Source organism: Candidatus Pseudothioglobus sp. uisw_070, from assembly GCF_059512545.2.
This window is the reverse complement of the sequence record NZ_CM183456.2, coordinates 205,740-219,255: the sequence shown is the minus strand read 5'-3', so window position 1 is coordinate 219,255 and position 13,516 is coordinate 205,740. Positions and strand designations below refer to the sequence as shown.

Annotated in this window: 10 protein-coding genes; 3 read left to right on the top strand and 7 right to left on the bottom strand. The window is 36.1% G+C overall.

Translation table 11 applies throughout. The annotated features are described in order from the left end of the window. Nucleotides 1-121: 121 nt before the first annotated feature. Entirely contained in the window at nucleotides 122-4,639 is a 4,518-nt protein-coding gene (gene gltB, locus AC5YGD_RS01015; RefSeq protein WP_496141702.1) for a glutamate synthase large subunit, read from the top strand. Here gltB and AC5YGD_RS01010 read toward each other — a convergent pair. Both AC5YGD_RS01010 and folA read right to left on the bottom strand, forming a co-directional pair. Continuing rightward, the gene (locus tag AC5YGD_RS01010) at nucleotides 4,636-4,818 is read right to left on the bottom strand and encodes a DUF6726 family protein (RefSeq protein WP_496141701.1); all 183 of its coding nucleotides are present in this window, start codon (nucleotides 4,816-4,818) and stop codon (nucleotides 4,636-4,638) included. The two genes, gltB and AC5YGD_RS01010, sit on opposite strands and share 4 nt — an antisense overlap. Then, on the bottom strand, nucleotides 4,815-5,303 hold the full coding sequence (gene folA, locus AC5YGD_RS01005) for a type 3 dihydrofolate reductase (RefSeq protein ID WP_496141700.1): 489 nt from the start codon (nucleotides 5,301-5,303) through the stop codon (nucleotides 4,815-4,817). The genes AC5YGD_RS01010 and folA overlap by 4 nt, the downstream gene beginning before the upstream one ends. 56 nt (nucleotides 5,304-5,359) lie before the next feature. Here folA and AC5YGD_RS01000 point away from each other — a divergent pair, with 56 nt between their 5' ends. Both AC5YGD_RS01000 and mfd read left to right on the top strand, forming a co-directional pair. Next, on the top strand, nucleotides 5,360-5,950 hold the full coding sequence (locus AC5YGD_RS01000) for a Maf family nucleotide pyrophosphatase (RefSeq protein WP_496141698.1): 591 nt from the start codon (nucleotides 5,360-5,362) through the stop codon (nucleotides 5,948-5,950). Beyond that, nucleotides 5,947-9,375 carry a transcription-repair coupling factor gene (gene mfd, locus AC5YGD_RS00995; RefSeq protein WP_496141697.1) on the top strand — a complete coding sequence of 1,143 codons (3,429 nt, stop codon included), beginning with the start codon at nucleotides 5,947-5,949 and terminating at the stop codon, nucleotides 9,373-9,375. Before AC5YGD_RS01000 ends, mfd begins: the two co-directional genes overlap by 4 nt. Before the next feature lie 28 nt (nucleotides 9,376-9,403). Here the strand turns inward: mfd and AC5YGD_RS00990 are convergent, their stop codons facing one another. The 5 genes from AC5YGD_RS00990 to accD form a co-directional block, all read right to left on the bottom strand. Next, nucleotides 9,404-9,985 carry a hypothetical protein gene (locus AC5YGD_RS00990; RefSeq protein WP_496141696.1) on the bottom strand — a complete coding sequence of 194 codons (582 nt, stop codon included), beginning with the start codon at nucleotides 9,983-9,985 and terminating at the stop codon, nucleotides 9,404-9,406. A 222-nt stretch (nucleotides 9,986-10,207) separates the two neighbouring features. Further along, on the bottom strand, nucleotides 10,208-10,492 hold the full coding sequence (locus AC5YGD_RS00985) for a hypothetical protein (RefSeq protein ID WP_496141695.1): 285 nt from the start codon (nucleotides 10,490-10,492) through the stop codon (nucleotides 10,208-10,210). 151 nt (nucleotides 10,493-10,643) lie between these two features. Next, complete coding sequence (locus tag AC5YGD_RS00980; RefSeq protein WP_496141694.1) at nucleotides 10,644-11,645, bottom strand: PfkB family carbohydrate kinase; 1,002 nt, start codon at nucleotides 11,643-11,645, stop codon at nucleotides 10,644-10,646. Nucleotides 11,646-11,686: 41 nt separating this feature from the next. Then, nucleotides 11,687-12,616, bottom strand: coding sequence for a 4-hydroxy-3-methylbut-2-enyl diphosphate reductase (gene ispH, locus AC5YGD_RS00975; RefSeq protein WP_496141693.1), 930 nt, complete (start codon nucleotides 12,614-12,616; stop codon nucleotides 11,687-11,689). Nucleotides 12,617-12,653: 37 nt separating this feature from the next. Continuing rightward, nucleotides 12,654-13,505: an acetyl-CoA carboxylase, carboxyltransferase subunit beta gene (accD, locus tag AC5YGD_RS00970; protein ID WP_496141692.1), complete on the bottom strand. Its 852-nt coding sequence runs from the start codon at nucleotides 13,503-13,505 to the stop codon at nucleotides 12,654-12,656. Nucleotides 13,506-13,516 lie beyond the last annotated feature (11 nt).

The following is a 13,516-nucleotide window of genomic DNA, read 5'->3' as shown; positions in this document are numbered from 1 at the left end:
TAATAAAATAAAAATATTCTACCTTAATATCCCCACTATAACAATATAAGTAGGCAAATTTGAAGTTTAAAAATCAGCTAAAATAAGGTATTATATATTTTCATTTTTACATTCAGTTTCCATGAAAAATAAACAATTACACCTCCCAAAGGCTCGAGGACTTTACCATCCTAATAATGAGAAGGAGAATTGTGGTGTTGGTTTTATTGCCAACGTCAAGAGTCATTCTTCTCATAAAATTACGAAAGATGCATTAGAAATGCTCTCTCGTATGGACCATCGTGGTGCGTGTGGCTGTGAGGCAAATACTGGTGATGGTGCTGGAATCTTAACCAATATACCTCACGAATTTTTTTCTGAGGAAATTAAAACGCTATTTGGCATTGAAGTGAATGCTGGAAGTTATGGTGTTGGTAATGTTTTTCTACCTCAAGATAATAAAGAAAGTAAACATTGTATTTCAGTCATTGAAAAAGTTATAAAGGACGAAGGGCAAACTTTAATTGGTTGGCGTGATGTTCCTGTTGACTCTGATAAAGCAAATGTAGGAGATACAGCTCGTAACTCACAGCCAGTAATGAAACAACTTATTATTGGTAACTCAGAGAATATCAGTTCAGAGGCTTTTGAAGCGGTTCTTTATATTATTCGAAAAAATGTCTCGAAGATTATTCGGACCGATGAGTCACTTTCTCAAGCATTGCTTTTTTATATTTGTAGTCTTTCTACTAGGGTAATTATTTATAAAGGCATGCTAATGGGCTCGCAGCTATTAGACTTTTATCCAGATCTAAATGATAAGAAATTCAGCACCTATTTAGCAATGGTTCACTCACGCTTCTCAACCAACACATTCCCTTCATGGGATCGTGCACAGCCTTGCAGGTTTATGGCCCATAATGGTGAAATTAATACTCGTCAAGGTAACTTCAACTGGATGAGGGCTCGTGAAGGAGTCTTAGAAAGTGAGATTTTTGGAGATAATTTATCAAAAACGTTACCCATAATTGAAACTGAAGTTTCTGACTCTGGTAGCTTTGATAATGTTCTAGAATTTCTATTAATGAATGGAAGATCTCTTCAGGAAGCGGTATTAATGATGGTTCCAGAAGCTTGGCAAAATGACACAGAAATGAGTCAAGAGAAAAAAGCTTTTTATGAGTATTTCTCAAATGTAATGGAGCCTTGGGATGGTCCAGCGTCTATTGCCTTTACAGATGGAAGGTATATTGGAGCTGTTCTTGATAGAAATGGTCTTCGACCGTCACGTTATTATCTAACGCATGATGATCGTGTGATTATGGCATCTGAAGTAGGTGTTGTAGATGTTGCAACTAATAATGTTAAAACAAAGGGCCGCCTCAGACCTGGAAAAATGTTTCTTGTTGATTTTGAAAAAGGCAGGTTAGTTGATGATGATGAGATTAAAAATAGCTTTGCATCTAAAAACCCTTATGGTGATTGGCTAAAAGAGCAACAAATATCTCTATCTGATTTAAAAACCAATACTAGTGAAAAAGGTTTTTTTCCAGATACACTTATCAACCGCTTACAAGCCTTTGGTTATAGCACTGAAACTCTTAAGTTTATGCTACTGCCTCTTGTAACTGAGCTGAGAGACCCAGTTGGATCAATGGGCAATGACTCGGCACTTGCGTGCCTTTCAGATCAGTCAAGAATAATTTATGACTACTTTAAACAGCTTTTTGCTCAGGTTACTAATCCAGCTATTGACTCAATTCGTGAAGAAGTTGTGATGTCCTTAAGCTGCTCAATTGGCCCTGAAGGAAATTTACTTACTAATAAAGCTGAAAATGCAAACCGATTAATCATTGATCACCCAATTCTAACAAATGAAGAAATATCCTCACTCAAAGAGTGCAATCATCGAGGATGGACAAGTAAAACAATTGATATCACCTATGACATAAACGAAGGCCAGAGCCTAAGTAAAATGCTTGACTCAATTTGCGTACAAAGCACCCAAGCTATTAATGATGGTCATAGCCTTGTCGTATTATCTGATAGAAAAATTGACTCTCAGCGAAATGCTGTAAGCGCACTCCTAGCATCTTCTGCAGTTCACCGGCATTTAGTGGCCACCCATAAGCGAACTCAAGTTGGAATAATTGTTGAAACTGGTGAGGCTAGAGAAGTTCATCACTTCTGCCTATTGACGGGCTTTGGTGCAGATGCTATTAATCCTTACCTAGCTTTTGAAGCCTTATGGCAGGCAAGAAGAGATAACTTAGTAAATCTAGAAAATGATGAGGCTATAGTCAGTGCATATCGTAAGGCAATAGCAAAGGGAATGCTCAAAGTGATGGCTAAAATGGGCATTTCAACACTTGCTTCCTATAAGGGCGCTCAAATCTTTGAGGCTGTTGGTTTATCTGATGAGGTCATGCATAAATGCTTTTTCGAAACGGCGAGTCGCATTAGTGGTGTTGGATTTGACGTCATTCAAACTGAATCTGAACAGCAACATAAAAAAGCATTTCTCTCTAACTCTCTCAATAATCTTGGTCATTATGCTTGGCGAAGTGGTGGTGAAAAACATATGTGGGAGCCAGAAACTATTACAAGCTTGCAGCAGGCTGCTAGAAGTAATGATCAACATGCTTACTGGGAATTTGCTAAAAAATCTAATGAAGAGGGCACTAGAAATTGCACTCTTAGAGGGCTCATGTCATTTAAATCAGGCACCTCAATTGATATTGATAAAGTTGAATCAGCAAAAGAGATTGTCAAAAGATTTGTTACAGGAGCAATGAGCTTGGGCTCAATATCTCCAGAATCCCATGAATCTCTTGCAATTGCTATGAATCAAATAGGTGGTAAATCAAATACTGGTGAGGGTGGAGAAGACCCAAATCGCTGGACTCCAGATGCCAATGGAGACTCTAGGCGAAGCGCGATCAAGCAAGTGGCCTCTGGTCGATTTGGTGTTACCATTGACTACCTAAATAATGCTGATGAACTCCAAATTAAGGTTTCACAGGGCGCCAAACCTGGTGAAGGTGGGGAACTTCCTGGTGGTAAGGTGGATGATTTTATTGCCAAAATACGCTGCTCAACTGCGGGTGTTGGCCTAATTAGCCCACCACCGCATCATGATATTTATTCTATTGAAGATTTATCACAACTTATTTTTGATCTTAAAAGATCTAATCCTGCAGCTCGAATTAGTGTCAAGCTAGTTTCTGAAGTTGGTGTAGGAACTGTTGCTGCAGGAGTAACTAAAGCAAAATCAGATCATATTGTTATTGCTGGACATGATGGTGGAACTGGCGCATCTCCGTTAACCTCAATTAAACATGCAGGACTTCCTTGGGAGCTAGGCGTTGCTGAAACTCACCAAACACTGGTAATGAATGATTTGCGCTCAAGAGTAGTTATTCAAACTGATGGGCAACTAAAGACAGGTAGAGATGTTGCAATAGCTGCATTATTAGGGGCTGAAGAGTTTGGTTTTTCTACAGCACCACTTATAACATTAGGCTGCATTATGATGCGGAAATGCCATCTCAATACTTGTCCAGTTGGCATTGCAACTCAAGACAAAGTCTTACGTAAAAAGTTTACTGGTAAGCCAGAACATGTCGTTAATTACTTGTTTATGGTGGCAGAGGATTTACGGATTATTATGGCGGAACTTGGGTTTAAAAAACTAACTGACATGGTTGGCCGAGTTGATGTGCTTGAGATGAACAAAGCAATAAATCACTGGAAGCAAGACTCAATTGATCTTAGTAAGATATTAACACCTGCTGATAATCAATATAGGAATGCGGGCACCTATCAAACTATAAAACAAGACCATCAACTCAATGAACAACTGGATCATGATTTAATTGCTAAATCAAAAAAGGCTATTGAAGGTAATGGTAAAGTTAAATTTAAATCAAACATTTCTAATGTTGACAGAGCTGTTGGCGCTATGCTTTCCTCACATATTGTCAAAACTAGAAATGGTAATAATCTAAAAGATGGCTCAATAGATATTGATTTTAAAGGCTCTGCTGGTCAGTCTTTTGGTGCCTTTCTTGCAAATGGAGTAACTCTATCAATTGAGGGTGATGCTAACGATTATGTTGGTAAGGGCCTGTCTGGTGGTCGGATTGTTATTTATCCACCAAAAGATTCCACCTACTTAGCGCATAATGAAATTATTGCTGGAAATGTGTGTGGATATGGTGCTACTGGAGGTGAAATGTATTTATCAGGTCAGGTTTCAGAGCGTTTCTGTGTCAGAAACTCTGGACTGATTGCTGTTGTTGAAGGAATTGGCGACCATGGTTGTGAATATATGACAGGTGGGCGCGCAGTAATACTGGGCGAAGTTGGTCGTAACTTTGGCGCCGGGATGAGCGGCGGAATAGCCTTTGTATATAATCCTAACCTAACTCTTAAGGGGAGGTCTAATGAATCTACGATAGACTTTGATCCAATGGATAAAGAATCCACTTCAGAGTTATTTGAATTTATAACCAATCATTTCGAATTGACTGGCTCAAAAATAGCTGAAAAAATACTCAGCAATTGGAATGAAGAAATAACTCATTTTGTCAAAGTAATGCCAAAAGCTTTAAAAGAAGTTCTAGCGGCCAAAAGTAAGCAGTTACTTCAAGCAAGTTAAATAGGTATTGCGTCGATTACATCAGCGCTTGCGCCCAAGACACTATTTACTCCATCGCCAACTATTGGTATTACAGATACAACTGCTCCAGTAACCCTCATAGGAACAGTAACAACTTTAGTAAAAACGCAGCCTGATAGGTACAAAGCTATTAAACCAAATAAAATAATATTTTTCATGATTGCCTCTCTAAGACGAGAAAGTGATAAGCATGCTGATTCGATGCATCAGGAAGATGGGACTCACAGCTAACCTGGTGCCAATCGAACTCATCATATTCTGGAAAATAGATATCCCCATCAAATTTACCTTCAATCTTTGTAATATAAAGTCTACTAACTTGGGGCAATAATTGCTCGCAAAGACTTGCACCCCCAATGATCATTACCTCATCTTCATCTTCAGTGATTGTGAGGACATCATCAATGCTAGATAAAACTTCACAGCCTGTGATTAAAGTTTTTAAATTTCGAGAAATTACAATATTACGACGATTTGGTAAAGGCCTACCAATAGAGTCATATGTTTTTCGACCCATTACAATTGACTTTCCCGTAGTAATTTTTTTAAAATAAGCAAGATCTGCAGGAAGATGCCATGGCAACTTATTGTCTTTACCAATCAGACGATTTTCATCCATTGCGACTACTATTGATAAGCTCATAAATTCTGCCTGATTGAAGTAAAATATTAGAATATTTTACAATTTTTAAACTTCTAGTGTCACTCATTCTAGCCTCATCATCGCCATTTAGAAAAGCTATTTTAGAGAAGCTTCGTATTGACTTTAAAACAGCAGCGCCAAACATTAATGAAAGAAGAAAAAATGGAGAATCTCCTTTTAATTTAGTTAATCGCTTATCTAAAGAAAAGGCTCTAGAGGTAGCCAAATCTCATTCAGGTTTGATTATTGCATCAGATCAGGTAGCTACCCTTGGTAATGGAAATAATGAAGATGATGAAATTTTTACAAAGCCAGGTAGTCATGAGAATGCTTTTTTGCAGCTAAAGAAAAGCTCTGGAAAAACTATTACATTTCTTACTGGATTGGTTCTCTTAAATACTGAAACCTTAAAAATTCAAACTCATGTTGAGCTTTTCAAAGTTACCTTTAAACAACTTTCTGATAATCAAATTTTGTCCTACCTAAATAAAGAAGATGTTCTTAATTGTGCTGGTAGTTTCAAGTCTGAAGGACTAGGAATTGCATTATTTAGTAGTATGGAGGGCAATGACCCTAACAGCCTAATTGGACTGCCAACAATCCAACTTATTAAAATGCTAGCTAAGGAAAATGTTCATATCTTATGAGCATTTTATATTCAGAAGAATTTAAGCCTTTCTCATCTGGCTTAAAAAATTATTGGGGATCTCTCTATGGCTCCTCTGAAGCACTAGCGCTTATTGAATTTGCTGAATCTCAAAAGCAAGTAGTGCTCTATATTGCAAAAGATATTACTCATTATGATGAGGTTAGAAAAGCACTCAATTTTTTTAACACCTCTTTAGAAATATTAGAATTTTCAAGTTGGGAGGTTTTGGCTTTTGACCATTTTTCGCCACATCCAGATATTGTCTCATCGAGGTTAGAGACACTTTCAAAACTGCCCTCCCTTAAGTCTGGCATCGTAATAACAACACTTGAGACGTTATCTCAAAGATTATGTCCAAAAAATTATATTGAAATATATAGCCTTCACCTAAAAACTAATCAAAATCTTGAGATTAAGTCATTTTCTGAAAGTCTTATAAAAATAGGATATCGCAGAGTTACAACTGTAATGGAGCAAGGTGAGTTTTGCATTAAGGGCGCCCTAATTGATTTGTACCCAATGGGAACTAAAAATCCATATCGAATTGACCTATTTGATAATGAGATAGATTCAATCAGATCTTTTGATACATCTTCGCAGAGGTCAATTGAAATTATTAAAGAAATCAAATTACTGCCTGCTCGAGAATTTGCAACAGATAGTGACAGTATTTCAATCTTTAAAGATAACTATTTATCTGAATTTGGAAATACTGATGGATTCATTTATAGCGAAGTTAGTGAAGGACGTTATCCAGGTGGAATAGAATTTTATTTACCTTTATTTTTTAAAAAAACTGAAACTCTATTTGATTATATTTTGGGTGAGCCTGTAATCTTTTATCAAAAAGGACTTAACGAAGCGATGGAGCTTCAAGCTAAAGAATTATTAGAGCGTTTTGAATATTGTAAAGGTTCACTAGAAAGACTCCCTCTAGAAATTAATAAAGTATTTTTAAATACTGAAAGATTTTTCAAAAAACTTTCAGATAAAAAACAAATACAAATACAAAGCTCAAAAATAGAAAAAGAAGAAGGCTATAACTTCTCATCTTCTATCCTACCCCCACTTAAAATAGAAGCTCAAACAAAAAAGCCACTTAATAAGTTAATTAACTTCATTGAAAATTTTGATGGGCAAGTATTAATCGTTTGTGAATCAGAAGGCAGGCAAAGTGTTCTCACTGATCTACTTTCCACTCATCAACTTAAAGTAAACGACTGCTCTCATTGGAGTGACTTTCATAGTCAAAATAATGGGCTCTGCATTACTAATGCAAGCCTGAGTGAAGGCGTTCTTTTTGAGAAGATTGCAATTATTACTGAAAATAATTTGTTTGGAAAAGATGCTGTAAAACAGCGGAGAAGACGAAGAGCAAAACATAAAGATTTTGATGAGGCAATTAAAAGTCTTGTTGAGATCCAATTAGGCGATCCTGTGGTTCATGAGCATTATGGTGTTGGCCGATATTTAGGACTTAAAAGTCGAAGTTTTGATGGTAATCAACAAGATTTTCTGTCACTTGAGTATGCAAATGGCTCAGTACTAATGGTTCCCATTGCAGCGCTTAACCTTATCTCTAGATACTCTGGTGCAAGTTCAGATAATGCCCCCCTTCATAAGCTAGGAAGTCAGCAGTGGACCAAAGCAAAAAGAAAGGCAGCAGAAGCACTTTATGATGTTGCCGCTGAACTATTAGAAATTTATGCAAAGCGTCAATCTCAAAAAGGATTTGCTTATCCAGCGCCAAATGACTCTTATAGCTCTTTTGTATCCAGTTTCCCATTTGAGGAAACACCAGATCAACTAAAAACAATGGATGATGTTCTTTTAGATATGCAATCTGAAAGACCAATGGATAGACTAGTCTGCGGAGATGTTGGGTTTGGTAAAACTGAAATTGCAATGAGAGCTGCTTTTATAGCTGTTGAATCTGGCAAGCAAGTTGCAATTCTTGTTCCTACGACACTTTTAGCTAACCAACATGAACAAACTTTTAATGACCGCTTCTCCAAATTTCCAATTGTAATTAAATCTCTTTCAAGATTTCAAAACACAAAAGAACAAAATGAAATTAAATCTCATCTTAATGATGGAAAGATTGACATTATTATTGGGACTCATAAACTGATCCAAGGAACTATTAAATATCATAACTTAGGTTTGATTATTATTGACGAAGAACATCGATTTGGAGTAAAGCAAAAAGAAGCACTTAAAAAAATCCGCGGTCAAAGTGATATATTGACCATGACTGCAACACCTATTCCTAGATCACTAAACATGGCGTTAGGCTCACTTCGAGAAATGTCAATTATTGCTACTCCTCCAGCTAAAAGAACAGCAATACAGACCTTTGTTGATGAATGGGATAAAGATACTATCAAAGAAGCATGCTCTCGTGAGTTGCATCGAGGTGGGCAAATTTTTGTTGTTCATAACGATATTGATACAATTGATAATATGGCAGAATCTTTGAGCAACCTGATGCCAAATCTAAAAGTTCGAATTGCGCACGGCCAAATGCCAAGCAAAGAGCTTGAGCAAATAATGGCCGATTTTTATCATCAGCGCTTTCAGCTTTTAGTTTGCACTACAATTATTGAAACTGGAATTGATATTCCAAGCGCTAATACAATTATTATCAATAATGCACAAAACTTTGGGCTTGCCCAGCTCCATCAACTTCGAGGCAGGGTTGGCAGATCTCATCATAAGGCATACGCTTATCTTATAATCAAGTCTCACCAGTCAATTACAGCAAATGCAAAAAAACGACTAGATGCCATAGCTTCACTAGAAGAGCTTGGAGCCGGATTTATGCTAGCAAATCATGACCTTGAGATTAGGGGCGCTGGAGATCTTTTGGGAGAAAATCAAAGCGGTAAAATATCAGAAATTGGGTTTAATTTATATCATGACTTATTAAAGCGCACCATTCAAGCAATAAAAAACAATACCAAATTTGATATTAAAGATGCATTAGTTGAAGAAGTTGAAATTAATTCAGGAATTGCTTGCATCATTCCTGATACTTATCTACCAGACGTCCATGAGAGATTAATTCTCTACAAACGAATTGCAAGTGCTGGAAATGATGACGAATTAAAAGATCTAAAAATAGAAATGATTGATCGCTTTGGCCTCCTCCCAGATCAAACTAATAACTTATTTGAATCGACCTCATTAAAAATACAATCGATGGAAATAGGCATTCTTAAGATTAATATCTATGATGAGAAGCTAGAAATTACTTTAAATGAAAAAAATAGCATCGACACATCAAAAATTATTAATTTAATTCAAACGAAACCACAGCAGTTTCAATTAAAAAATCAAAACACTCTAATTTCTAATGAAACTATGGAAGCTGACTTTTCTCGAATTAGAAGCGCAAGTATATTAATAGACAGGCTAGTTTAATGTTTTGTTATTGGTAAAAAATTACAATCTACCGCAATTTATCTTCCTTGGGTATAAGGTGAGGCGCCAAGTATCGTATCCCTGGAACAACCACTAAGGCCGCAAAAAATAAAACAATTAGAGAACCTAAAATATCGCCAATCAAATAATTTTTTATGAAATGAACAGCGTTAATTGACAATTCATCTTTATCATTTAAAGAGATATATGTATAAATAAAAAATTTCATAAGTGTGTTGTAAAGAGCAGTTAATATTGCTAAAAAAAGTAAGTGTTGAAAAACCAACCTGTCGCCATCAAAAAAATTTGATAATTTAAAAAATTTCATACTAGAAATTGCTAATAGAGGTGAGAATGTCCCCACAAGATGCAACCAATTAATGCCATTAATTTCAGAGCTATGAAACCAAATAGATGAAAGTGTTATAGCCAAAAAAGTCGCAATAAAAACTCTAAATCCAAATAAAAGATAGCATAAAGTTACTGCTCCTATGGGGAGCCAAACAATATTGCCAATAATGTGGGCCTGACCATTAATAAATGTTGCTAAAACAATTATTAAAAAAGTAATAGAATTTTGAGATAGAAACTCTGTTAATTTGCTTTGCACTAGATTAATGTCTTATTAACAATAATAGAATTTTCAAGAAAATATTTGTCACTAAGCTCTTTCATAGTTTTATCCAAGTTTAGAGTCTGTAAAAAACTTACATCAGACTTATAAAATCAACCTATGTAATCAAATCAGAATATGATTACTTTGTTAAGCCAACAAAATTATCAAGGGTCGAAGGAAGCCTCTTACTTAGTCTCTTAGAGAGGACTGTGTAATTTAGTTTGCAAATATTAATATCATCTCACGCTTATCAGATGAAGATTGATTTGCACTAACTACACCGTTAGAAGTTAGAAATAAAACTGCGCGTTTTATAGTTGATAATGAATACTTAGAGAAGTATGGATCATTTTTTATTGCAGTAATTGTTACATTAGAATTAGAAGTGATGAAAGAAAAAACCGCTCTTTCGACATCTGAAAACTCACCTAATCCAAATTCTTTTTCACATTCATCTAACGCTTTTCTTAACTGAAATAACCTACTGACTGCTTTTTTCATTTTATGTTCCTCAAGTAACTTAGCCCCTTGACGAAAATTATAGATTAAAATGAGTTATAAGTTACCACTTAATAGAACCAATAACCTAACATCTAATAGTCCAGAATTAAAGCTTCATTTTTTAACTCTAAACCCTTACCTTACTATTTTATTATTGAATATTAAATTGTTGCTTAAGGCTAATATATTCAATCACCCTTATTCTTGGTCCAAATTGACTAACTACCCTCGACGAAGCAGCATTAGCAAACTCAGCAGCCCAAGAAAAGTCCTTACCAAGACCTAGTGCATATAAAAAAGAACCAGCAAACATATCACCAGCACCATTCGTATCAACTGCACTTGCAAGAACACCTGGAGTATGAATCATATTAGTTCCATCAAAAACTAATGACCCGCCTGCACCTCTTGTAATAGCAAAGGTTTTAGCATGTTTCTTTAATTCTTCAGCAGCCGCTTCTACTGTATGCGTTCCAGTAAAACTCCTAGCTTCATCACCATTACAAAAAATTAAATCCACACCGTCGTCACCAATAATTGTTCTTATGTTGTCCGAAAAAACCTCAACAACAAATGGATCAGAAAGACTCAATGAAGTTTTAACCCCGCTCTTCTTAGCATAAATCATAGCATCTCTTGCAACATCTGTTCTTTCATCATCAGTCACAACATAGCCTTCAATATATAGCCATTCTGAAGATGCTAAAGCCCCTTCATCAACTTCGCGATATGAAAGCTCTAGGCTAGCGCCTAAATAAGTATTCATGGTTCGCTCTGCATCCGGACTAATCATTACCAAACATTTACCAGTAACTCCACTAGAAGGATCAACTTGATGAAAATCCACGCCCGCACGATTTAAATCTTTAACAAAAAAAATACCCTCATCATCATTTGCAACTTTGCCAGAAAAGAAAGCTGAGGATCCAAATCTACTTGCCGCTACAACTGAATTGCATGCAGACCCTCCACAGCTCCTTTTAACAGCCACGCTTTGACTAGTCAGCTCATCCATTAAGTATTTTTGTCGTTTTTCGTCAACAAGAGTCATCAATCCTTTGCCAATATCATTTTCACTTAAAAATGAGTCACTGACAATAACTTCAGTATCAACTATTGCAGCGCCAATTCCATAAATACCATATTTTTTCATAAGTTCAAATTCCTACATTTCTATTAATTTAATTAATACTTTTAGACTCTAAGTGCCTCAGGAACTGGAAAATTTACAGACTCCCTAGCACCACTTACTTCAATAATTTCACTACCACCATTCATCATCAGATAAGACACCACTGCCTGAACTAGAACTTCTGGAGCTGATGCGCCAGCTGTAACTCCAATAGAAGTAATACCATTCAGCCAATCATTTTGAATATCAGTTGCTCCATCAATTAAATAAGCAGGCTTCCCTTCATTTTCTGCAATCTCTTTAAGTCGGTTCGAGTTAGAAGAGTTTTTTGAACCAATAACAAGGAGCATTTCTGAATTTTTAATCATAGACTTGACTGAGTCCTGACGATTTTGAGTTGCATAACAAATATCACTTTTTTTAGGTGCTTGAATTTTTGGAAATTTAGCTTTAAGAGAGTCAACAATCTCTTGGGTATCGTCAACCGATAAAGTGGTCTGTGTTGTATAGGAAATGTCCAAATCTTTAGACAACTCTAGATCTTTAATGTCTTTAATTGACTCTACTAAAGTAATGCGGCTAGATGCATTTGACTGTCCTAAGGTTCCCTCAACCTCTGGATGACCGGCATGGCCAATCAAAATAACTTGATGATTTTGTTTTTGCCGCCTGGTGATTTCTTTATGAACTTTCGTTACTAGCGGACAAGTTGCATCATAAATAATATCTGAAATCTCAGCAGCATTTTTTCTTACGGCTTGTGATACTCCGTGCGCACTAAAAATTACAACACTTCCCTTTGGAACTTCATTAATCTCATCAACAAAAATTGCGCCTTTCTTTTTTAGATTACTTACAACAAATTTATTATGAACGACCTCATGACGGACATAAATCGGTGAACCATGTTTTTCAATTGCGCGCTCGACTATCTCGATAGCACGATCAACGCCAGCACAAAAGCCTCGTGGATTAGCCAAAAATATCTTCAAAATTTATCCGATTGATTCATTTAAAAAAATATTAATATTATTTTTTGTAATTGAGGTGAAGTGCGGAGAGGATCTGAAAAACTTTTTGACGTAAGTCTGACCTATGCACTATCATATCAATAGCACCCTTCTCAAGTAAAAATTCACTTCTTTGAAATCCTTCTGGTAACTCTTCTCGAACCGTTTGTTCAACAACTCTAGCTCCTGCAAAACCTATTCTTGCATTGGGCTCAGCAATCTGAATATCGCCTAGCATTGCTAAGCTAGCTGAAACACCCCCCATAGTTGGATCAGTTAAGACTGAGATAAATGGGATTTTATTATCAGCTAATAATTTAACAGCAAGCGAAGTTTTTGACATTTGCATTAGAGAAAAAAGGCCTTCTTGCATTCTAGCGCCGCCACTTGCAGAAAAACAAACAAAAGGATGTCGGTTTTCAATAGCAATATTCGCAGCTCTTACAAATTTTTCACCAACAACTGACCCCATTGATCCGCCCATAAAACTAAAATCAAAAGCTGCAACAACAATTGGCATCCCTTTTAACACTCCAGTTTTAACAACTAACGCATCTTTTTCCTTGGTCTTTTTTTGGGCATCATGATAACGATCTTTGTATTTTTTTTGATCTTTAAACTTAAGTGGATCTACAGACTCAATATTAGCAGCAATCTCAAGTTGCTGCTCAATATCCAGAAATCCCTCTATACGTTTTCTTGCAGATATTCTTAAATGATGGTCACACTTTGGACAAACATAGTGAAGACGCTCAAGTTCCTCTTGATAAAGAACTCGCCTACACTCTGGGCACTTACTCCAAATTCCTTCTGGAATATTTTTTTTGATATTTATGCCAATAGATGGCATAATTTTTTCTAACCAACTCATAGTATTTGTAA

Coding starts and splice junctions, on each gene's coding strand:
- gltB (WP_496141702.1), top strand. CDS start 122: ATGAAAAATAAACAATTACACCTCCCAAAGGCTCGAGGACTTTACCAT.
- AC5YGD_RS01010 (WP_496141701.1), bottom strand. CDS start 4,818: ATGAAAAATATTATTTTATTTGGTTTAATAGCTTTGTACCTATCAGGC.
- folA (WP_496141700.1), bottom strand. CDS start 5,303: ATGAGCTTATCAATAGTAGTCGCAATGGATGAAAATCGTCTGATTGGT.
- mfd (WP_496141697.1), top strand. CDS start 5,947: ATGAGCATTTTATATTCAGAAGAATTTAAGCCTTTCTCATCTGGCTTA.
- AC5YGD_RS00985 (WP_496141695.1), bottom strand. CDS start 10,492: ATGAAAAAAGCAGTCAGTAGGTTATTTCAGTTAAGAAAAGCGTTAGAT.
- AC5YGD_RS00980 (WP_496141694.1), bottom strand. CDS start 11,645: ATGAAAAAATATGGTATTTATGGAATTGGCGCTGCAATAGTTGATACT.
- accD (WP_496141692.1), bottom strand. CDS start 13,505: ATGAGTTGGTTAGAAAAAATTATGCCATCTATTGGCATAAATATCAAA.